This window comes from Chryseomicrobium excrementi, assembly GCF_002798305.1.
Classification (GTDB): domain Bacteria; phylum Bacillota; class Bacilli; order Bacillales_A; family Planococcaceae; genus Chryseomicrobium; species Chryseomicrobium excrementi.
The window spans coordinates 792904-815405 of sequence record NZ_PCGR01000002.1 but is presented as its reverse complement, the minus strand read 5'-3'; the positions used below and the strand labels follow the sequence as shown (position 1 = coordinate 815405).

16 protein-coding genes and 1 other RNA gene are annotated in these 22502 nt (G+C 41.2%); all 17 read right to left on the bottom strand.

The genetic code is table 11. The annotated features are described in order from the left end of the window. Positions 1–63 precede the first annotated feature (63 nt). The 17 genes from CQS04_RS14055 to CQS04_RS08510 all read right to left on the bottom strand — a co-directional run bounded on the left by CQS04_RS14055 (position 64) and on the right by CQS04_RS08510 (position 22388). Positions 64–219 carry a helix-turn-helix domain-containing protein gene (locus CQS04_RS14055; RefSeq protein ID WP_100353736.1) on the bottom strand — a complete coding sequence of 52 codons (156 nt, stop codon included), beginning with the start codon at positions 217–219 and terminating at the stop codon, positions 64–66. Positions 220–497: 278 nt separating this feature from the next. Beyond that, positions 498–3485 carry a type III restriction-modification system endonuclease gene (locus CQS04_RS08585; protein ID WP_100353735.1) on the bottom strand — a complete coding sequence of 996 codons (2988 nt, stop codon included), beginning with the start codon at positions 3483–3485 and terminating at the stop codon, positions 498–500. A gap of 25 nt (positions 3486–3510) precedes the next feature. Next, a complete protein-coding gene (locus CQS04_RS08580; protein ID WP_100353734.1) occupies positions 3511–4221 on the bottom strand; it encodes a hypothetical protein in 711 nt (236 codons plus the stop codon). A 38-nt stretch (positions 4222–4259) separates the two neighbouring features. Beyond that, positions 4260–6092: a site-specific DNA-methyltransferase gene (locus tag CQS04_RS08575; protein WP_100353733.1), complete on the bottom strand. Its 1833-nt coding sequence runs from the start codon at positions 6090–6092 to the stop codon at positions 4260–4262. Then, positions 6093–6857: a DUF4391 domain-containing protein gene (locus CQS04_RS08570; protein WP_100353732.1), complete on the bottom strand. Its 765-nt coding sequence runs from the start codon at positions 6855–6857 to the stop codon at positions 6093–6095. A gap of 8 nt (positions 6858–6865) precedes the next feature. Beyond that, complete coding sequence (locus CQS04_RS08565) at positions 6866–10096, bottom strand: helicase-related protein (protein ID WP_100353833.1); 3231 nt, start codon at positions 10094–10096, stop codon at positions 6866–6868. A 900-nt stretch (positions 10097–10996) separates the two neighbouring features. Next, positions 10997–11351, bottom strand: a transfer-messenger RNA (tmRNA) gene (ssrA, locus tag CQS04_RS08560). Between the two features lie 69 nt (positions 11352–11420). Further along, a complete protein-coding gene (gene smpB / locus CQS04_RS08555; RefSeq protein ID WP_100353731.1) occupies positions 11421–11888 on the bottom strand; it encodes an SsrA-binding protein SmpB in 468 nt (155 codons plus the stop codon). Between the two features lie 36 nt (positions 11889–11924). Beyond that, positions 11925–14252 (bottom strand): ribonuclease R, encoded by a 2328-nt coding sequence (gene rnr / locus CQS04_RS08550; protein ID WP_100353730.1) that lies wholly within the window; start codon positions 14250–14252, stop codon positions 11925–11927. 43 nt (positions 14253–14295) lie between these two features. Then, positions 14296–15042: an alpha/beta hydrolase gene (locus tag CQS04_RS08545; protein WP_100353729.1), complete on the bottom strand. Its 747-nt coding sequence runs from the start codon at positions 15040–15042 to the stop codon at positions 14296–14298. 77 nt (positions 15043–15119) lie between these two features. Continuing rightward, positions 15120–15347, bottom strand: a complete 228-nt coding sequence (secG, locus tag CQS04_RS08540) for a preprotein translocase subunit SecG (protein ID WP_094942280.1) — start codon at positions 15345–15347, stop codon at positions 15120–15122. A gap of 79 nt (positions 15348–15426) precedes the next feature. Beyond that, on the bottom strand, positions 15427–16722 hold the full coding sequence (gene eno / locus CQS04_RS08535) for a phosphopyruvate hydratase (RefSeq protein WP_100353728.1): 1296 nt from the start codon (positions 16720–16722) through the stop codon (positions 15427–15429). After that, positions 16722–18260, bottom strand: a complete 1539-nt coding sequence (gene gpmI, locus CQS04_RS08530) for a 2,3-bisphosphoglycerate-independent phosphoglycerate mutase (protein WP_100353727.1) — start codon at positions 18258–18260, stop codon at positions 16722–16724. The genes eno and gpmI overlap by 1 nt, the downstream gene beginning before the upstream one ends. After that, positions 18257–19015: a triose-phosphate isomerase gene (gene tpiA, locus CQS04_RS08525; protein ID WP_100353726.1), complete on the bottom strand. Its 759-nt coding sequence runs from the start codon at positions 19013–19015 to the stop codon at positions 18257–18259. The genes gpmI and tpiA overlap by 4 nt, the downstream gene beginning before the upstream one ends. Before the next feature lie 12 nt (positions 19016–19027). Continuing rightward, a complete protein-coding gene (locus CQS04_RS08520) occupies positions 19028–20215 on the bottom strand; it encodes a phosphoglycerate kinase (protein ID WP_100353725.1) in 1188 nt (395 codons plus the stop codon). Between the two features lie 124 nt (positions 20216–20339). Further along, a complete protein-coding gene (gene gap / locus CQS04_RS08515; protein ID WP_094942285.1) occupies positions 20340–21347 on the bottom strand; it encodes a type I glyceraldehyde-3-phosphate dehydrogenase in 1008 nt (335 codons plus the stop codon). 12 nt (positions 21348–21359) lie between these two features. Further along, on the bottom strand, positions 21360–22388 hold the full coding sequence (locus tag CQS04_RS08510) for a sugar-binding transcriptional regulator (protein WP_100353724.1): 1029 nt from the start codon (positions 22386–22388) through the stop codon (positions 21360–21362). Between the last annotated feature and the right edge of the window lie 114 nt (positions 22389–22502).

Sequence of the window (22502 nt, the reverse complement as noted above, 5' to 3'; positions counted from 1 at the left end):
ATTAAAAAGCAACCAAAACTTAGTTGTTTATTGGCTGCTCTTTTGTTGAAGTGAACTTCAATATCATTCTTCATTCAGATACTCTTCGGTTTTAATTATTACTTGCAGATTGTCACGACCGTTCTCAATTTTTGATAAGGTTTCTAGACCAATGCCCAGTTTCCAAGCTAGCGCTCTTTGTATTAGACCCTCGGCTTTACATTTACAATTGACATCCATTGCTCATGATGACGGCAACCGGTAAGCATTGATGTCCTCATCCCAATCTTTTGCCCAGTCGTCATAATCTTTATTAAACTTCATGTCTATCTATGCCTTTATACCCACTAGCGTTCAAAGTTCTTCTTCTGTTTCATACATGAATCTAGGATATAAATTGCTTTTCACACATATCCTACATCTCTTGGTCAAATTACAGACAAAGTGTATTGACTTCGTTTCATCTGCTAATTTGAGTAGAACAATTAGGTACTGATAAACAAGATTAACCTACAGATTTATATTTCCATTTTGAATTTTTCATAACTGTTAGCGAGCTTATATGTGACGCCGTTCTCAAGTGCAGCAAAATGCTTCCGACCACATCTGATCTTTCCATCCTCTTTCATTCGAAGATCTTCCTGTTCAGTGCTCCCCTTTGTCTCAACAACGAAGAATAAGGTTTCTACTCCTTCTTTTTCAACCAATACCGCCCAGTCGGGATTGTAGTTGCCCAGTGGAGTGTCTATTACGAATGATGAAGGAAGCTTAACAAATAACTTCACGTCTTCATCAGTATTAAGCTTTTCTGCGAATGCTCGCTCTACACTCGAATCATAGCGAATGTAATTATAGACTGATTTGTCATTAGAAACTTTAACGGCATTGGCTTTCATATACCCAACAAGCTCCTGATGCTCAAATAAAGATTGCTGATAAAAGGCATGGTCACCAATTCGCTCATATTTGATTCCATCGATAATTAGCTTTTTCTTTTCTCTGTTAATGATTTTCATGACAGCTTCCATGAATGCTTGTGGATTCTTTTCGAAGTCCTTCAAACGCTTGGAACCAATCAAGATATCAACAAGTGTACGTCTTTTTAAATTTGTTTGTTCTTGTAAATAACGAAGGATATCTGGCAAACGACGTTTCTCTTCTACCGCTTCATATACACGCATGGTCTGTCCCTCACCTGAAACTCCAGACTGATCCACTTTTAATAAGGCATTTTCTCGTTTTATTTTCCTAGCCTTAAAGGCGTCTAGCTTTTGTATTGCATCTATACAACGGCTTTTAAGTAAATTAGAATCCAAATCTACCGAATACGTCGTCTTGTACTTTATCTGGCTCCATAGTTGATTAAACTCATCACTCAAGAGAACTTCTTTATTCAGTTTGATTTCCACTTCATCTTTCTTATTGAAAATCGGTAACCTCTTAATGGATTTTCTTATGACTTCTTCAATATCATGCTTTATTTTTTTAAATTCATCAGGAACAGCGAAAGTATCAGCTGCAATTGCTTCCTTCAACTTCGTTTCAACTTTTCCTTTTTCATCAAGGTAGTTTTCTTTTACAAGGAAGGAGTACACTTTTGCAGAATACTCACAGCCTACTTCTATAGACTCTCCAGTAAGCTGATCGGTCATGATGATCGTAGAGAAGGATTGTTCTTCAAGATATCCAAACTTCACACCAGTTTCATCTTCCATTTCCTTTTGAAGTGACTCTGCGAAATCTTGGTACGACTCATTTGCAATTACTGTAAGAACATTGATATTTTCATCATACTGTCTTTGCCCATCTTGATTTACGGATAAGCGCAAGCCGCGACCAATTTTTTGCCGCTTAGTGAAAGGGTCCTTTGTTTCAACTAAAGTGCAGATTTGGAAGACGTTTGGGTTATCCCATCCTTCTTTAAGCGCAGAGTGGGAAAAGATAAATCGCAACGGCGTCTCAAAGCTTAGTAGCTTTTCTTTTTCTTTCATGATGAGTTCAAATGCAGATTCATCATCTTTATTCGACCGTAGGCTGCCATCTTTCGCAACATTACTATCTTTATAATTTCCGCTCTTATCCTGTGAAAAGTATCCGTCGTGGACTTCATCTGCACTCTGATTCGATATATATTGGTCTTCTTTAAACAGCGATTGGTATTTGGGTAACTTGATAAGGGAAGCATACTCTTCTTCAAAAATTTTGGCATACTTTCCTTTTTGCCAAGGCTGCCCTTTTGGATAAACTCGATAGTTCTCTACTTTGTCTATAAAGAAAAGAGTAAGTACTTTGATTCCTTGATGGACAAGCCTTTTCTCTTTATCTAAATGTGTACGGATCGCTTCTCTTATTTGATATCTCTTTAGTAAATCATCATCGATACCACCAATCGATTCTCCCAGTTTCAGTACCTTACCATTTTCGAATTCAATCATTTCGTTTCCGGGATAACAGTTAATGCCTTCAACAATATAACCACTATAGAGTTCCCGCTCACCTGATAATAAATATAAGTTATTCTTATTGTTAGGATTTATTTCCTTTTTCACTCTGGTTACAGTACCATTTTTCTTCTTCTCATCTATTTCAACAGTGGCCTTATATCCATTTTTATTTGAGACATTAACGAGTTTAATATATGGATCGTTATAATCGTCATCGGATTTGACGGATAGTACTTCTATTTTCTTAACGAGCTTCTTTTCATAGGCATCAACAGGGTCCAACTTGTACATCAGATTGTATGTGTCCCTATGAGTAGCAGAATATCGTAATTTACAAAGTGGATTTAATGAAGCGATAGCTTCCTTCGCTTTATCCGTGTTATCTACACTTTGTGGCTCATCAATAATTACGATAGGGTTAGTTTCTTGGATAAATTGAATCGGCTTTTTCCCGTTCATTGTGTCTCTTTCACGATGAATCAGGTTAGCCTTGTTTTCCTTTTCTGGATCATCAAAGCTTTTCTTAAACGCATCAATGTTAATAATCATTACTTCAATGTTGGTGCTTGTTGCGTATTCACGTACTTGTTCCAATTTTGAAGAATCATATTTAAAATAGTGACAATGTTGTCCAGGGTACTCTTCAGCAAAATGATCTTCGGTCATTTGAAGTGATTTATAGACCCCTTCACGAATGGCCACACTTGGCACAACAATAATGAATTTTGAAAAACCATATAGCTTATTTAATTCAAATATACTTCTTGTATATACATATGTTTTCCCAGTCCCTGTTTCCATTTCGACTGTAAAGTTCCAGTCTTGAATACTCGTGCTCTTTTGAAGATGATTTCTCACCTGTACTTTTTGAATATTTTCAAGGACTTCCGCTTCTGACAACTCCAGCTTGTTTCCAATCCCAAGCTCAGTTATTTCTTGTCCAACAATATCACCCATACTTACCGTAAAGTTAGATACTTTTACCGTTTGGTCTTTAAAGATATCAGTGACCGATTGAATGGCATCAAGTTGGTATTGTTGTTCATCGAACTTAATTTTCAAGTTGATATCCCCCCGATATTTTAAATCAGTATTTTAGTTCTTCTAGAATTTCAATAGTATCTAATGCCTTTTCAAAAGGTACTACTCTATAGATTGACTTCTCTTCAGCAACAGCATCATCTGGAATAAAATCTTTATCTTTAAATAAAGTTGAATCTGTCATCATATCCCACTTTGCTCCCCCTGTAAGGAAAAATTCTACTGAATCATTATTTAAAAAATCCATAAAGTCTTTTACATTGATTGGATACAAAGTTCTAACATAAAAATCTTTTGATGGTTCATTTACCTTTACACTATTTGTATATGGTCCAATTACATCAAACTGGTAAGTTGGGTCACATAATGCAAAGTTTACTCCATTCCTTGGGAAGGAGGATCTAACCTCTATACTTTTTCCTGAATGTATTACAAATAAGTCAATCTGATTTGAAGATTTGTCAAAGTTTGTTTCTGTTACAAAATTATGTTTGTAATACATATTAATACATTTTTTCCAACACACTTCGGCTAATATACCAGCAGCGCAGTTTATAAGTATTCTTTCCTTTGACCTTGTTTGAGTTGAATTATTTGCTGCTTGTTTATTTACAGAGGTAGCCAATTGCTTACTTTTGATTTTTAATAATTTTATAAAGTCTCTATCCTTGGCAAAATTATTGGATAATGTAACTTTAATAACTCTAAAGTTTCTACCTGTTGCATTGCAATACTCATTAACTAGTTCAAATTTCATTATAAACCCCCGCTGGAATTTTTTAAGTAGTCTACAACTTAAATTACACGAATATCATGCACTCCATATCTTTTCAGTATTTGTTGAGCATTGGTTCGAACGGTATCATCCTTAAACCCTTCATCGTAAAATACAATTCTTGCGGGACTAAGTTTTGCGAACTCTTCAATCTCATTCAACTCTAAATTTTGCTCTAAGCAGATTAGTAGATATCCCATGCCTACCAGATGGACACTTTTTCCAGCTATAACTTTCTCTTCTATAGGGACTGTTAGTTCTATTCCATATTTAAGTAAAATTTCGTACACAACATCCTCTTGAGTGCGATTTTCTTTTACAGGATCAATTAAATCTAATAAGTCCTTTTCAAGATTCAGAGACTCCTCATCCCATATCTTCAAATTAGTTTCATCTAGCTTGAATACCTTAAAGCCAGTATCAAGTTCATCAGTTAATGCGTGCTGTGTTTTAATTTTTTCTCCAGCCTTACGAATACGATCTTTACCTATTTCACAAATATTTTTATAACCTGCTTTGTATGCGTTTGACTTCTCATCAGTTAGTTCTTGTAGTTGTACCATAATGAATTTTCTAGTAGCTTGTTCTTCAGCATTAAGTTTCAACACAGCATGTGCAGTAGATGAGGAACCCGAAAAGAAATCTAAAACTGTGGCATTATCGTCTGATAACATTTTTAGTAATTCTTTAATAACTTCTGTACTTTTAGGGCTATCAAATGGGATTTCAAGATTTGAAATGCTCTCTGAAACTAATAAATCATTCCAGTTACTAGACCTCAGTATTCCTTCGCTTGGTGCTACCCAGTGCTCTACACCCATATTCTTTCCAGTTAGATGTTTACGTCTTCTTATAAATTTTAATTTTTTCCCTGTATTTTCCCAATACTCTTCTAAAGTGTATTTATCAGCAAAATTATTTAAATATTCAATGTAATTTTGCACAGCTTGTTCTGCAAGTTCTTTTCTCCACTTCCATTGACCACTTGTAGGTGTAAACCCTAAAATATCATATCTCATCGTAGGTCGATCGGCATCATTCCAAAACCCTTTCCAGTAACCATTCGCACTTCTTTCTTCATTAGATTTTCTAAAAACAGCATTTAAAGATGCAGACTCACTGTTTGAATATATTAAAATATGCTCGGACCCTACATTTAAGGACTTTAACCCCTTATCAACAAACTGATTATTAATATTTTTATCATATCTTCTAACCAGAATATCGTTTCTAAAGTTATTCTCACCAAATATTTCATCTAAGAGTTTTCTTAAGTTATGCAATTCTTCGTCTGAGATAGATACCGCAATAAATCCCTCTTCTTTGAGGAGACTTTTAGCTATTTTTAATCTTGGATACATCATATTTAACCAGTCAGTATGATACCTACCATTTGTTTCAGGATTAGATTTCATATTTTCATTACTTTTTATTTTATAATTGTTCAAGTTATCATGAAAATCATCCTTGTATACAAAATCTTTTCCAGTATTATATGGTGGATCTATATATATAATTTGGATCTTATTTCGATATGCACTTTGTAGAACACGAAGGACTTCAAGATTGTCCCCTTCTAAATATAAGTTTTGAGTAGTCTCCCAATTCAAGCTTTCTTTTTTACAAGGTAGTAGGGTACCTGTTGTTTGTTTTTGTGCAAGCTCAATTGATTGTGTTTTACCGTTCCAGGTGAATTCGTACCTTTCTTTATCTTTTTCCACATTATCCCCAAGAGCAAGACGCAATTTATCAATATCAATTTTGTTCTCCGTGAATACTTCTGGAAATAATCCTTTTAACTTTTCTATATTATCCTGCACTACATTGAAAGTTCGACCTTCTAGCTTTTGCAATTAACACAACTCCCTTATTTGTTGTAAATGAAGATTTATTTGCTGTTCTTGCTGCTTTATCTTTATATGCAATTCCATCTTATTACCAAAATCAATTTGGCCTTTCTGCTCAAGTTGCAATTGTTCGACATCTTTACAATGTTTCTGAACATTAATTAATATATTGACCACTTCTTCTCGCTTGACGGAATTTGTAGGTATGGTGCCTATTAACTGAATTAATTCTTCACATATTATCCAGAGATGAATATCCTCGTAAAAGCTATGTAGATTTTCAAAAGATAAATTTGAAACAATTAATGCGTTCAGTAAATTGGAATATGCGGTATTTTCTTCCCTTGGATTAAACCAGTCGGTAATGGCAGTTTGGTCGACAACAACTTTAGCTTTGTCATTTTTATTAAGTCTTTTGTGACTGGTACTCAAAAGAATTCGACCTTCCGAAGAACCAGCTACTAATACGACTGGATTGGGAATAGCCTTGTGAATAGCACTTGCAATTTTATTGATATTTTTAGTGATTCTTAAATCGACATATATCCAAACTACTTCTGAATAATTGAATTCGTCATCTTGAAAGCTGGGAATATTCATACTTTGTTGATTCATAACACTTATTAAGTGCATCCCCTCAATATCAGAAGTAAACAATTCCTTTTCCGTCGTAGAAAGGTCGGTTTGAGTAAAAAAGGCTTTCTTTGGTATTTTACGGTTTAGCACGGTCCGTTGCGGTATCTGCAATCGATTTATCAACCATTCTCTCATTCCATCACCTACTTCATCACTAAAAATGATATCAATTCAAAGTCATCTGAAGTTGTAGCCGTATTCTTTAATAGATTAGAATTTCCAAGACTGAATAATGACCCCATCCCTTGCTCTTCAACAATACCCAGAACGAATTCGACTGCCTTGTCCAGCAGATATTTATAAGAAGACATGTCGCTCAAGTTCTCTGTTTCTTGATTGAACTGGTCAACTAATTCATTGAGCACGTGTGCTTGACCATTAGCAACTTTACGGAAGAGATCCAATATCTGCTTTGTCTTTAAATGTCCTAGTCGAATCTCTCCATCCATATTCATATACACAAGATAATATGGATAGAGTGCACTTGTTTCTTTTACTTTTGCCTCTGTATTTCTTTGTTTGATACAGAATATTACTCCTGGTTCGGTATCAGAAGACGGAGCCAATTGAAGCGAGGCAATCGCATGTAACCCTAGCGGAGCTGTCTCAACCTTGTTCTCATTCGTTTCCATATAATCCAGTAAGTCCATTTTAAAATCATTCAAAGTTAAGTCAGTGATAGAGATACCTCCAGAGATGTCTTCTAAATCAACAACTTCTTCTTGGAGCTGCTTCAACTGTTTTTTACGGTATTCCAAATCGTTCATCTGTTTCTTTTCGTCATATTCGATCACGTTCTCTTCACCTGTAGCTGAAATATCAAGAAGCACCATCCTACCACTGACACGTGCTTCTAAGTTAATGTACTCATCCAGATCTAGGTTCGGCCAGAAGTTCACCAGTTGAATGACATCATTCTTGGAGCCTAATCGATCGATTCGACCAAAGCGTTGGATAATTCGAACTGGGTTCCAGTGGATATCATAATTGATAAGGTAATCACAGTCTTGTAGGTTCTGACCTTCTGAAATACAGTCAGTTGCAATCAAGATATCAATTTCATCCAGTATTTTTGAATCGACTTTATTTCTTTCCTTTGAAACAGGTGAAAAATTCGTCAGTATAGAATTTAAATCTTTCTGGATTCCTTTCAATGTAGTTTGATTTACTCCAGAACCCGTGACTAGCGCTGAGTTAACACCATGTTTTTTTGCAACCCATACTGATAACTCTTTATATAAATAAGTTGCTGTATCTGCAAAAGCTGTGAAAATGATGATTTTTTTGTTTTTTCTATTGATAGGATGCAGGAGCTTTTGATCAATCATGGCTTTAAGTTTATTTAACTTGGCATCCCGTGGAGCTTGTACTTTTGCTGATTCAATGAGTAACTGCTCTAGCTTCTGTCTATCATCCTCTAAATCTTGCTCCCACTTAATACGGTCGATATCTTGCAGCAGGACTTTCACCTTAGATCCAATTAGCATGTTTTCAATATCTTCATCATCAATATCAATTTCATTAATATTAATATCGGCATTGGAGTATTGCTGAATATTATCAAGCTTCAGTAACAAATCATCGATTTTTTTTAAAAGAGAAGCTACTGTCATACCAAATGAGTGAATGGAGCTTTCCATCCGTTTAAGCAAGTTTACCCTCATCAGATGAACAAGGCTGCGTTCACGGTCAATTTGTTTAAAGACTGAACCGCCTTTCACTTTCTTATCATATTTACGACTATACTCTTCTTGCTTTTCAGGCATTACATACTTCAGCGGTGAGTACGCACTTAGATTTAATCTGTTAATGAGCTTATTGACTTCCTTTATTTCAGGGAATTCATTGTACTCATCAATATCAGCATATACGTTGCCTGGCTTTAATCGATGTGGAAACTTACCAATCTCGGACATATCGTAGTATTTTTCAATATGCTTTCTTGAACGAGCGATGGTAACTGCATCAAGTAACTTGAAATAATCAAAGTTCAACATTTCCAAGAGATTGTCTGATTTTCGCTCGTTTTCATCTAACTTGAGCCATTTATTGAAGGACAGTTGTGCTTTTCTTAACGTTTGTTCAATACTTTCAATACCTGCTGACTCCAAAGCTTCATCTTTACCTTCTGTGATAAAGGCGACTTGGTTTTTCAAATCATTCATTTTGTTGTTTACAGGCGTTGCTGATAGCATTAGAACCTTTGTCTTAACACCCGCTTTAATAATTTGATTCATGAGTCTAGAATAACGAGTTTCCCTGTCATTTCTTGCCTGGTTATTCCTGAAATTATGTGACTCGTCAATAACGACTAAGTCGTAGTTACTCCAGTTCACAGTAGACAAATTAATATCTCCAGACAATCCGTCTGTACGACTCAAGTCGGTATGATTCAATACATCGTAGTTGAAGCGATCCGTTGAAAGAATGTTTCTCTTATCGTTTTGAGTATAGATTAACCAGTTTTCTCTTAATTTTTTTGGGCACAATACAAGTACTCGATCATTTCTCAACTCGTAATATTTAATAACTGCAAGAGCTTCGAATGTTTTCCCCAAACCTACGCTATCTGCAATGATGCAACCATTATGCTTTTCCAATTTATCAATGGCTCCTAGTACACCATCTTTTTGGAATTTATAAAGCTTATTCCAGATTGTAGTGTCTTTAAATCCTGTCTTTGACTTTACAATCGCATCCTCATCGAATTCTTCCAGGTAGTCACTGAAAATATTGTATAGCGTAACGTAATACAGAAATTCTGGAGAGTGATCTTCATAAATCGATGCGATTCTTTCCAAAACTTCTTCTTTCACTTCTTCAATAATTGCATCGTTGTGCCAAACGTCATTGAACCACTGAATATATTGTTTTGTTAATAGCGGCTCGTCCATTAAAGAATTCATATGAAGACTCGGGGAATATGTATAGCCTAATCCGCTGCTAGTAAAATCAGAGCTCCCTTGAATAGCTACTGATGAACCATCTTTGTTTTCAATATGGACTAGGCGATTCTGTGTTAATGGTGATGTCAGGGACTTCATCTTTACTTTTGAACTTATCCAGTCCGCACATTCTTTAGCGATCTTCGCCTGTGTAAGTTCATTCCGCATCTTAATTTCAAGTTCAGAACCAGACAACTTTTTTTCTCGGTCTGTTTTATCACTGTCAGTAGTTGTTTTTGTATATTTTTCTGAAGTAAATGTAGGCTCAATAAATAAAAATCGAACCTCTTCCACCTTCATTAATTCCTTCTTTAAAGCCTCGAACGCATAAATTGTAAAGTAAGATGACATGATTGCTACTTTGGCATTCTTCTTAAAGTAAGGCTTCAAAGCATCTCCGACAATACCAGTTTTTTTGTTATCTAACATTTTATTAAACAATAAGCTCACCGCCTTATAAGAAATTAAAAAGTAATAAAATCATTTGATTAGCATTTGAATATATTACTTATTTTATCATTCCAATATATTACTAACTAGAGGTTCTCAAGAGATTTGGTGATATTTTCTAGAAAATTTGATAATTTCATTTTCATAAATTTCAGTTTTACCTATCATTCAGCAATTTTTTGCACTGTACTCCACAGCTAATGTGTTATGAGAATTGTGTCTACATATTTTTTCTGATCCGTATAAAATTAGATCATCTTTCAAGCAAATCAAATCAAATGAAATCCACAACCGCTGTTCTAAACTGTATGTTAAAGCTATAAGAATAGGGCCTTGCTCCAGCACAGCCCGCCACTACTTAGTTATAGAGAGCATGCTTGTAGATATCTTCAACTACTATAGAGGCAGAGCAGACTCAGGAACTCTGACTTTCCACAATTTCCGGCAAAGTACTGGTAAACTTGTCTTGTTTCCTGATTTAGTATGGATTTTCTCCCGTACGATAAAGAAAGGTGCAGGACTCGCTCAAAAAGCGAGTCCTGCACCTTTGGTTTATTGTTCTTAGAGAAGATTCATAGTTTTGTAAGGGATGAAGACTTTATTGCCCCTCGATTCTGATGTATCCATACGGAGCCTGGCACAGCCACAATTCTAGATCGGCAGTTGAAGAGCCACACTTCTTCGACTCTGTCTCGAACTGAGTCTCATCAACTGCCAGAATTGAGTCTAAGACAGGCACCTCACCCAGGGTCTTTCCTCTAGGAGGAGTTTTTAAGCCATAAAGAAAAAGCCTCCCAATCTCAATGAGATTAAGAGGCTTTCTTGGAAGTAGAACTTCCGGTTATAAACCATTCATCACAGCCCCACCGGACTGCTGAAAAATGGAGACGGCGGGATTTGAACCCGCGTCCAGAAACTCCAACACTTGAGCTTCTACGCGTGTAGCTTACCTATTAAGATTCATCCGATCTTCTGCCGATAAGCAGGCGTCCGATGGACTAGTCTGGAAATCTCTTGTAGCTGACTCAGACTGCACCAGCTACCGTATCCCACTGAGAGTGAGCTCTACATAGCCACATGGGCGATGGATACATAGAGCAGATTCACGCTATTAAGCAGCGAATGCTAAGTTGTTGTTTGTTTTGCCTGTTATTATAGGTTCCGTTTTTACAGAGCCGAGCCTCTGACGCGCCACCCAAGCTTGAACCATTCCTGTCGAATCCATAACGTCCCCGATATGGAAAAAGTGAACTTGGTTGTTCTAGAGTTATTATACATCAGAGAAGGTCAAACTTCAACTGATTTACTGATTGCGGGCTTTGAAAGCACGTTCGATTTCACGCTTTGCTTCTTTTTTCTTCATGTCGCTGCGCTTGTCGTAGTCTTTCTTTCCTTTCCCTAAACCAATCAATAGTTTCGCATAGCCATTTTTGACATACATTTTAAGAGGCACAATCGTATAACCGTCTCGCTTCGTCTTGCCGATCAATTCATTAATCTGCTTCTTGTGTAACAACAATTTGCGGACACGTAACGGATCGTGATTGAACCGGTTTCCTTGCTCGTACGGGCTGATATGCATGTTGGAGATCCACGCTTCGTTGTTGCGAATGCGAACGAATGAATCTTTTAATTGCACACGGCCGTTCCGAATGGATTTGATTTCAGTCCCTTGCAAGACGATACCAGCTTCCATCGTATCTTCGATGAAATAATCGTGAGAGGCTTTTTTGTTTTGTGCGAGTACCTTGTCATCGTGTTTTTTTGCCATTGAACTCACCTACAGTAGAGGGAAGCACGAGCCTCCCTATTTTTTTCGTTTCTTTTTCTTCTTTTTGGCTACATCTTCAAAGAAGCGTTTCTTTTGAGATGGCTTGCCTTTTGCTTTCGGTTTGCCTTTTGTGTCCTTGTCGCCGCGTTTGCCACCGCGGTCAGGCTGCTTCGCCGAACGGCTCGCAATGATGACTTTTGGTGTTTGACGACGCTCACGTCCTGCTGCTTTTACCATGCCGACGATTTCAAAGTCGATGGACGACTCTTCTACCGTGACATTCGTGACTTTGACTTTCACTTCATCTCCAAGACGGAACTCGCGTCCTGTGCGTTCTCCGCGCATCATCATCTGACGCTCGTCGAAGTTATAGTAGTCATCTGACAGGTTCGTCACGTGGATCAAGCCTTCGATGGTGTTTGGAAGCTCTACAAAGATACCGAAGTTCGTGACAGAGCTAACAATTCCTTCAAACTCTTCCCCGATTTTATCGACCATAAACTGCGCTTTCTTCAGTGCTTCCACATCACGTTCTGCGTCCACTGCACGGCGTTCCATCTTAGAAGCATGTTCTGCGATGTCTCCAAGGTTGGCTTGCCAGTGACGGATTGTCGATTCCGAAAGGTCGCCTTTAATTAAATACGTGCGAATCAGACGGTGCACGATTAGATCTGGGTAACGACGGATTGGTGATGTGAAATGCGTGTAGTATTCAGTCGACAGACCAAAGTGACCTAAGCATTCTGGATCGTACTTCGCTTGCTGTAACGAGCGAAGGAGCATTGTCGAGATGACTGGCTCTTCTGGTAAACCTTCAATTGACTCGATGATTTCTTGAAGTGCTTTTGGATGAATATCATTGCTTGAGCCTTTGACAACCAGTCCGAATGACGTCAAGAACTCGAAGAAACGTTGCAGCTTCTCAGGTTTTGGATCTTCGTGAATTCGGTACATGAACGGGACGTCCATCCATTTGAAGTGCTGAGCGACCGTTTCGTTCGCAGCGAGCATGAATTCTTCGATCAGCTTTTCAGCTACCGTACGGTCACGATTGACGATTTCTGTTGGCCAGCCGTCTTCATTCACTAGAATCTTCGCTTCTGGGAAGTCGAAGTCGATCGCTCCGCGCTGTTCGCGTTTGTTTCGTAATACAGCAGCTAGCTCTGCCATTAGTTCAAACATCGGGACAAGCGGCTCATAACGAGTGCGCAGTTCCTGATCGTTTTCTTCTAAAATTAAGTAGACATCACGGTACGTCATGCGTTCCGCTGTATTGATGACACTTTCAAAGATTTCGTGATTTACAACTTGTCCTTGTGCGTCGATTTCCATCACACAAGATAATGTCAAACGGTCTACTTGCGGGTTCAACGAACATATCCCGTTAGAGAGACGGTGAGGCAACATCGGAATCACGCGATCAGCTAGGTACACACTCGTTCCACGCTCAAGTGCTTCTAAGTCGATAGGAGAATGTTCTGTCACGTAATGGCTGACGTCTGCAATGTGAACAGAAAGCTCGTAGTTGCCATTGTCGAGTTTCTTGACGGCTACGGCATCGTCCAAGTCTTTTGCATCCGCGCCATCGATTGTAACGATGACTTCTTCGCGCAAGTCGCGGCGTCCTTCAAGGTCTGCAGGGTCTACTGTATCTCCAGTAGCTTCTGCTTGCTCGAGGACGTCTTCAGGGAATTCTGTCGGAATCCCGTGTTTGTGGATGATAGAAAGAATATCGACACCCGGGTCATTTTTATGCCCAAGGATTTGCGAAATCTTTCCGGCAGCCGAGTTGCGTCCAGATGGCCAGTCAGTGATTTCAACGATAACCTTGTGCCCTTCAGCAGCGCCTAATGTGTCGCCTTTAGCCACAAAGATATCCATTGGCAGCTTCTTGTCATCTGGAATGACGAAACCGAAGCCTTTGTTGTCTTGGAACGTTCCGACGATGCGGTCGAGTCCACGTTTTGTGATTTTGATGATTGAGCCTTCGCGGCGGTCTCCGGATGAAGATGAGGACACGCGCACAAGGACCATGTCCCCGTTGAATGCTCCATTGATTTCAGTAGGTGGGATGAAAATATCATCCATGCCTTCTTCTTCTGGAGCTACGAATCCGAATCCACGAGCATGCCCGATGAATTTCCCAGCAATCAAGTTCATGCGTTCTGGCACACCGTAGCGGTTTGAACGTGAACGCACGATTTTGCCGTTTTCTTCGAGACGCACGAGCGTTTTGACGAATTCTTTGAAATCGTCAGCATCGTCTATTTGAAGATGCGCTTCTAATTCTTTAGTAGTCATCGGCTTGTAGTCGTCTTGTCGCATCAACTCAAGCAATATGGTTTCCAATTGTTCTAGTTCCATCTCGATCCCTCCCTTGTCTTACTATTTCCTAAAAGGAGCGGCATTACTCGCTCCAATCCAATTTATTTAAAAATGCCAAGATGTCTTCGTGCAGCTGTTCCTTTTCTTGGTCCAGCGTGATGACGTGTCCTGACTTTTCATACCATTTGATTTGCTTGTCTGTCGACTCCGCTGTTTCATGGATGATGTTGGCTGAGTTTGTGTCGATAACATCATCTAGACGACCTTGAACAACAAATAACGGCGCGTAAACGTGGTCGACGATTCCTCGCACGTCTTGAATCAGCTGTTGCAGCTCTGGCAGCGTCTGCATCGGCGTTTGTCTAATCGCTTCGACTTCGGCATCGATGACTTCTTGTGACTTGCCTTCATACTTTTTATATTCGCGAGCGTAGCCAAGAACTCCTTCAAACATCAGCTCCGTCGTCTTCATCGTCATCGGTGCACACATCGTGACAACGCCTTTGACTGGCATCTCAGACGCAACTTTCAAAGAAAATACGCCACCTAGCGACAATCCTGCGACAGCGATCTCCTCATAGCCTTTGTCTTTCAGTTCTTGATACGCTCCGACTACATCTTGCCACCAATCTTCTGGGCCCGTCGCAATCAGTTCCTCAGGAGGAACGCCATGACCTTTATAGTGTGGCGCAATCGATGTGTAGCCGTTCTTTTCTAGAAAGCGGCCGAGCATTCGGACATCGGACGAGTTGCCTGTAAATCCGTGAAGCAACAATACAGCGCGTTTTCCCGCTTCAAAGAAAAACGGCTTGGGTGTAGAAATTCGCATAAGCTTCCCTCCACTTTAGTTCAAACTTGAAAAAAACGCCCAACCACATAACATGCGGTCAGGCGATTAAAGTACATTTATAGTTTCATAACAGCAATTGTGAGAACAAAGAATAGTACAGAAAGTACGATTGTGGCACGGTGTAGAACCAGTTCCATTCCACGTGCTTTTTGTTTACCAAACAGTTGCTCTGCTCCACCAGAGATGGCTCCAGATAACCCGGCACTTTTCCCTGATTGCAATAACACAACTACGATTAATGCTAGCGATACGATGACAAGTAATGTCAATAGAAACGCGTGCATTCACTCCACCTCCTGATCAGAACATAGACAACAGAGTTAATTTTATCAGACTTCTCAGGTAGTGACAAGCTGACCTGTATTATTTTTTCAAATTATAGAAAGTTTCGCGGCCTAAATACTCAGCTGTTGAATCGAGCATATCTTCGATACGAAGCAACTGGTTGTATTTTGCCACACGGTCAGAACGTGATGGTGCACCTGTCTTGATTTGACCAGCGTTTGTAGCGACTGCGATATCTGCGATTGTTACGTCTTCTGATTCACCAGAACGGTGAGAGATGACTGCTGTGTAGCCAGCACGTTTCGCCATTTCGATTGCTTCAAACGTCTCTGTCAATGTACCGATTTGGTTTACTTTGATCAAGATCGAGTTCGCAATCCCTTTTTCGATACCGTCTTTTAGTTTTTTCGTGTTTGTAACGAATAGATCGTCACCAACAAGTTGTACTTTTCCGCCGATACGCTCTGTCAACAGCTTGAAGCCGTCCCAGTCGTTTTCGTCTAGACCGTCTTCGATAGAGACGATTGGGTATTTGTTGCAAAGCTCTTCGTAGAAGTCCACCATCTCTTCAGACGTTTTTACAACGCCTTCACCAGATAAGTGGTACTTGCCGTCTTCTTTGTTGAAGAGTTCAGAAGCCGCAACGTCCATAGCAAGAAGAACTTCTTCTCCTGGCTTGTAGCCCGCTTTTTCGATTGCTTCCATGATTGTTACAAGAGCTTCTTCGTTCGATTTCAAGTTCGGTGCGAAACCGCCCTCGTCACCAACTGCTGTGTTCAATCCGCGCTCTTTTAGTACAGATTTTAAGCTGTGGAAGATTTCAGCGCCCATGCGAAGTGCTTGACGGAACGATTCTGCTCCAACAGGCATAACCATGAATTCTTGAATATCCACGTTGTTGTCTGCGTGCTCTCCACCGTTTAAGATGTTCATCATCGGTACTGGCAATTGTTTCGCGTTGAAACCACCAAGGTACTGATAAAGAGGCATATCCAGGTAATCTGCTGCTGCATGTGCAACGGCCATAGAAACACCTAGGATTGCGTTCGCACCTAAGTTGCCTTTGTTTTCTGTGCCATCAAGTTCGATCAACGCTTGGTCGATTGCTACTTGATCTAATACTGTATAGTTGTCTTCCAATTCATCTGCAATGACTGTGTTCACGTGTTCTACTGCTTTTTGAACACCTTTACCTAAATAACGGCTTTTGTCGCCATCACGCAATTCTACTGCTTCATATTCTCCAGTAGATGCGCCAGAAGGAACGATAGCACGGCCGAATGCGCCGCTTTCCGTGAATACTTCTACTTCAATTGTTGGGTTACCGCGTGAATCAAGAACTTCACGAGCAAATACGTCTGTAATAATTGGCATTATCGTCTCTCCATTTCAAGTAATGTTTTTCCTGTCATATCGACAGGTTGTTCAATCCCCATTAAGTCTAGCATAGTTGGGGCTAAATCGGCTAAAATTCCATCATTGCGAAGCGCTATTTCGTTACGCGTAACAATGACAGGCACCGGGTTTGTCGTATGAGCTGTCATCGGATTACCTTCAGTCGTAATGACTTCGTCGGCATTCCCATGATCCGCTGTAATGATCGCTTCTCCACCTTTAGCAAGGAGGGCGTCTACAACACGACCTAAGCACTCGTCTACCGCTTCGATTGCTTTGATAGTAGGCTCGAGCATGCCGCTGTGACCGACCATGTCCGGATTCGCAAAGTTTAACAGAATCGCGTCAAAGCGGTCATTTTCAATCGCTTCCACCAACGCTTCCGTCACTTCATAAGCGCTCATCTCAGGCTGCAAATCATACGTCGCCACTTTTGGCGAGTTGATCAAAATACGCCCTTCGCCTGGGAACTCTTCATGACGGCCACCGCTCATAAAGAACGTGACGTGTGGGTACTTCTCGGTCTCCGCAATACGGAGCTGCGTCTTGCCGTGAGCAGACAACACTTCGCCGATTGTGTTTTTCAAATCTTGTTTCTCGTAAGCGATCTCTCCGATGACCGTATCGCTGTATTCCGTAAAGGATACAAACGGCAGGTTCTCAAAGAAATGCGCGCCACGGTCAAATTCTGCAAAATGCGAATTGGTCAGAGCTGTTGCCAGTTGAATTGCACGGTCTGGACGGAAGTTGAAGAAGATGACGCCGTCTCCCTGTTCAAAGACTTCCGTGGGACCTTCTTCTGTTCCTACTGTAAACGGAATCACAAATTCATCGACAATGTTGCCTTCGTACGAAGCTTGAATTCCTGATCCAGCATCCGCATAACGAGGACCTTGTCCATTGACGATCGCATTAAAAGCAAGCTGCACTCGTTCCCAGCGCTTGTCGCGGTCCATCGCATAATAACGACCACTGATCGTCGCAAACTTCCCGTAAGCAAGTTCTGACATGACACGTTCTGTTTCTTCGACATAAGGTATCGCAGTCGCCGGTCCGACATCACGTCCATCTAAGAAGCCGTGGACGAATGTCTCAGAGACACCGCTATCTTTTGCTAAGCGAAGTAACGCGTGCAAGTGTTCATAGTGACTGTGTACGCCGCCATCTGATAGAAGACCCATTACATGAAGTCTTCCGCCTGCTGCTCTCACTTTCTCAAGTAGGGCAAGGAACGTAGGGTTCGTGAAAAAGTCGCCTTCACGAATCGACTTGTTGATGCGTGTTAGGCTTTGGTAAACGACTCGTCCGGCACCAATATTTAAGTGCCCGACTTCCGAATTCCCCATCTGCCCTTCTGGAAGACCTACCGCTTCCCCTGAAGCCGTCAGTTGGCTATGAGGGAACTGGTTCCAGTAGCGATCAAAGTTCGGTTTGTTGGCTTGTGCAACGGCGTTACCTACCGTTTCATTCCGGCAAGCAAAGCCGTCCAAAATAATTAAAGCAGTTGGCTTTGTCATTTCTGAGCCGCCTCCACAAGTTGCAGATACGACTCTGCTTCAAGACTTGCGCCACCTACTAGAGCTCCGTCGATATCTTCTTTCGTTAGAAGTTCGTCGATGTTTGCAGGCTTCACGCTACCTCCGTAAAGGATGCGTGTTGCGTTTGCCGCTTCTTCCCCGTGAAGGTCAAGAAGTGTTTCACGGATTGCTTGGCATACTTGGTTGGCATCGTCCGCTGTAGCTGTCTTGCCTGTCCCAATTGCCCAGATTGGCTCGTACGCAACGATAGTTTTTTCTACTTGTTCTTCCGTTAGACCTTCGAACGCTGCAGCTACTTGATTCGACACGATAGTCTCTGTGTCACCAGCTTCACGCTGTTCTAAGCTTTCACCTACACAGACGATAGGAGTCAGTCCCTGCTCTAGTGCTGCCTTCGTTTTCGCATTGACAGAGTCATCCGTTTCGTTGAAATACTGACGACGCTCTGAGTGACCGATGATGACGTGAGTGACACCAAGGTCTTTCAACATCGCGCCACTGATTTCGCCAGTGAACGCGCCTTCTTGTTCCTCGTGCATGTTTTGTGCTCCGATATGAAACGCGGAGCCTGAAGCCGATTGAACAAGTGATGGGAGTTGCAAGTAAGGTGCACAGATGACCGCTTCTACTTTCTCTGTGTCAACTGTCGCTCCACTTACCGCTTCCCAAAACGAGTTCGCTTCTCCAACGGTTTTAAACATTTTCCAGTTTCCTGCAATAACGGGTTTACGCATAGTGAGTGCCTCCTATTCTTTATCGTGAAGTGCGGATACGCCAGGAAGTTCTTTGCCTTCCATGAACTCAAGTGACGCACCGCCACCAGTCGAGATGTGATCCATCTTGTCAGCTACGTCGAACAACTCTACTGCTGCTGCTGAATCGCCACCACCGATGACTGTGTAGCCTTCTGTAGCTGCCATTGCATCTGCGACTGCACGCGTACCTTTAGAGTACGGCTCCATCTCGAACACACCCATTGGGCCGTTCCAGATAATCAACTTGCTGTCTTTGATGATAGACGCATAGTGTTCTGCCGTTTTCGGACCGATGTCTAAGCCCATCCAGTCAGACGGAATCGCATCCGAAGAAACGACTTGTGTTTCCGTGTCTGCTGAAAATTCTTTTGCAATCACAGCGTCTTGTGGCAAGTGCAGCTTGACGCCTTTTTCTTTTGCTTTGTCGATGAACGACTTCGCAAGTTCGATCTTGTCTTCTTCTAAAAGAGACGTTCCGATCTCATGGCCTTGAGCTTTCAAGAACGTGTATGAAAGACCTCCACCGATGATCAAGTGGTCTACTTTTTCAAGTAAGTTTTCGATAACACCAATTTTGTCTTTTACTTTCGCTCCGCCAATGATGGCTGTGAACGGACGGTCCGGCTCGGATAGAGCTTTTCCTAATACATCTAATTCTTTTTCAAGCAAGAGTCCAGATACAGCTGGAAGATGCTTTGCGATTCCTGCAGTTGTCGCATGCGCACGGTGCGCAGCACCGAATGCGTCGTTGACGAAGACGTCCGCAAGCTTTGCAAATTGCTCCGCAAGTTCTGGATCATTTTTTTCTTCCCCTGCATGGAAGCGAACGTTTTCTAGAAGGACGACATCTCCGTATTGCATCTCGGAAATCTTCGCTTCTACGTCTGCTCCTACAGATTCATCTAATTTAGTTACCGGTTGGTTCAACAGCTCACTTAGACGCTCTCCTGCAGCCGTTAAGCGCAGGTCTTCATTCACTTCGCCTTTTGGACGGCCAAGGTGACTTGCTAAAATGACTTTAGCTCCTTGTTCGATCAAGTGCTTGATTGTTGGTAGTGCTGCACGAATACGTGTGTCATCTGTGATCTTTCCGTCTTTCATTGGCACGTTGAAGTCGACGCGACAAAATACGCGCTTTCCATTCAGTTCTACGTCTTTCATTGTCTTCTTTGCTAGCATGTAAAAACCTCCCAGGATATGGTCACTTTTTAATGTGGGCAAATAAAAAGAGTAAGGGTAGCCCTTACTCTTGTTTACCCTCTGCTCTTATTATAGAGGTTCATGTGCATCGATGCACGGGATATTAAAGACCTTTTGAAGCCATGTATACAGCTAGGTCGATACAACGTGCAGAGTATCCTGACTCGTTATCGTACCAAGAAAGAACTTTCACCAAGTTGTCTCCGATAGCCATTGTGGAAGCCGCATCTACGATTGAAGAGTGCGTGTTTCCGTTGTAGTCAGTAGAAACTAACTCAAGCTCTTGGTACTCAAGGATACCTTTCAAGTCGCCAGCTGCTGCTTCTTTAAGAGCTGCATTGACTTCTTCGATTGTTACGTTTTTGTCGAGTTCTGCAACAAAGTCAACTAGTGACACGTTTGGAGTTGGAACACGAACTGCCATGCCGTCGATTTTACCTTTTAGCATTGGAAGTACTTTACCTACTGCTGCAGCTGCACCAGTTGATGTTGGAATCATGTTCTCAGCTGCTGCACGTGCACGACGGTAGTCGCTGTGTGGCAAGTCAAGAATGCGTTGGTCATTTGTGTACGAGTGAATTGTTGTCATCATACCGCGTTTGATACCGAACTTGTCGTTCAATACTTTCGCTACAGGTGATAGACAGTTTGTTGTACATGAAGCATTTGATACGATGTTTTCGTTAGCTGCATCATACTCTTCGTGGTTAACACCCATTACGTATGTTGGCATTCCGCCTTCACCAGGAGCAGAAACGATAACTTTTTTAGCGCCAGCATCGATGTGAGCTTGTGCTTTTTCAGGTGAACGGAAGATACCTGTAGATTCGATAACGATATCTACACCAAGCTCGCCCCATGGAAGAGCTGAAGGATCTTTTTCTGCGTATACTTTGATTTTACGACCGTCTACTACGAATCCATCTTCTTCAGCAGTTACTTCTGCATTTAATGTTCCGTGTACTGTATCGAATTTTAATAAGTGAGCTAGCATTGCAGCATTTGTTAAATCGTTAACTGCTACTACTTCTACTTGATCGTTTGTTAGTGCCTCGCGGAATACTTTTCGTCCAATACGTCCAAAACCGTTGATTGCTAATTTGATTGTCATACTAATTTCCTCCTAATAAGTTGTAGAATTTATAAGATGATCGGCTGCCCCTTCGTCTGTAATCAATACAGTCTGTTTAGGTGCCTGTTGAAAATAGGAATCAAGTGCTTGTGCTTTTTGAGCGCCACCAGCTACTGCCACAATAAATGGAGTCTGTTCGAGTTGCTCGAGTTGAACTCCTATCGTGCGGATGCGGTGGACGACTTCGCCTTTGGCATTGAAATAATAACCGAACGCTTCACTGACAGCTTGTTGCGACTTTAACAGCTTGAGTTCTTCTGAACTTGAGCTGCGGCGCCTCGCCATTTCTGCTGCGTCACCGATTCCGTGAACGAGGATAGACATCTGTTCATACAGATCCATCATCTCTCGAACAAAAGGCTCTTGCTGCATAGCGTCATAAGCGGATTCACTTAGTCTGTCCGGGATATAGAGCGTCTTATACGAGCCATTCATCTTTTCTGCGAACATGGCAGCGATGGTGTTGGCTTGTAATTGAACATCTTTCCCGATTCCGCCACGAGCGGCAATAAACTGAAGCTCTTGATACTTGGTTGTAAGTGGTAACTGATCAGCGATTTTCGCAATCGTTGTCCCACCTGTAACTGCCGTAATCATTCTAGAGTCTAAATGCGACACAATCCATCTGGCTGCTTCATCTGCAAGGAGTGTTTGACTTTGAATCGAATCGTCACTGTTCCCAGGAACGATGTGCACTTCTGCAATTCCAAAACGTTGTTGCAGCTTGCGTTCTTTTTCGTGTCTACCTGACCACTCGTCGACCAGTGCTTTGAGAGACGTCAATACGAGGTGACCCGATTCTGTGATTTCTGCGCCATCGCGCGAAATGTGAATCAAACCCTGCCCTCTTAGTTGATCGAACTCTTTTCGGACTTCTCGTTCCGAGAGCTGTAAATTCTCTGCGAGTGTCCGTCGGCCAATTCCTTTAGATAAAGCGATGGTGTATAAGATGTGATAGCGTTGCTGAAGCATGTCTTTCCACTCCGGCATCAGAGTTAGCTGTGCCTGTAGAACTTCCATAGGACACCTCCTGACAACTTCTATTGGGAACGTTTTTGTCCCTATGAAGAATTTTCGTTCCCACTAGGGCAAAAAAAATAATTCCTTCTCGTTCATAATAATAGATTACCCCGA

Excerpts from the sequence above, each read along its gene's own strand:
- CQS04_RS14055 (WP_100353736.1), bottom strand. The coding sequence starts at position 219 with ATGGATGTCAATTGTAAATGTAAAGCCGAGGGTCTAATACAAAGAGCG.
- CQS04_RS08580 (WP_100353734.1), bottom strand. The coding sequence starts at position 4,221 with ATGAAATTTGAACTAGTTAATGAGTATTGCAATGCAACAGGTAGAAAC.
- CQS04_RS08570 (WP_100353732.1), bottom strand. The coding sequence starts at position 6,857 with ATGAGAGAATGGTTGATAAATCGATTGCAGATACCGCAACGGACCGTG.
- CQS04_RS08565 (WP_100353833.1), bottom strand. The coding sequence starts at position 10,096 with ATGTTAGATAACAAAAAAACTGGTATTGTCGGAGATGCTTTGAAGCCT.
- smpB (WP_100353731.1), bottom strand. The coding sequence starts at position 11,888 with ATGGCAAAAAAACACGATGACAAGGTACTCGCACAAAACAAAAAAGCC.
- rnr (WP_100353730.1), bottom strand. The coding sequence starts at position 14,252 with ATGGAACTAGAACAATTGGAAACCATATTGCTTGAGTTGATGCGACAA.
- CQS04_RS08545 (WP_100353729.1), bottom strand. The coding sequence starts at position 15,042 with ATGCGAATTTCTACACCCAAGCCGTTTTTCTTTGAAGCGGGAAAACGC.
- secG (WP_094942280.1), bottom strand. The coding sequence starts at position 15,347 with ATGCACGCGTTTCTATTGACATTACTTGTCATCGTATCGCTAGCATTA.
- eno (WP_100353728.1), bottom strand. The coding sequence starts at position 16,722 with ATGCCAATTATTACAGACGTATTTGCTCGTGAAGTTCTTGATTCACGC.
- gpmI (WP_100353727.1), bottom strand. The coding sequence starts at position 18,260 with ATGACAAAGCCAACTGCTTTAATTATTTTGGACGGCTTTGCTTGCCGG.
- tpiA (WP_100353726.1), bottom strand. The coding sequence starts at position 19,015 with ATGCGTAAACCCGTTATTGCAGGAAACTGGAAAATGTTTAAAACCGTT.
- CQS04_RS08520 (WP_100353725.1), bottom strand. The coding sequence starts at position 20,215 with ATGCTAGCAAAGAAGACAATGAAAGACGTAGAACTGAATGGAAAGCGC.
- gap (WP_094942285.1), bottom strand. The coding sequence starts at position 21,347 with ATGACAATCAAATTAGCAATCAACGGTTTTGGACGTATTGGACGAAAA.
- CQS04_RS08510 (WP_100353724.1), bottom strand. The coding sequence starts at position 22,388 with ATGGAAGTTCTACAGGCACAGCTAACTCTGATGCCGGAGTGGAAAGAC.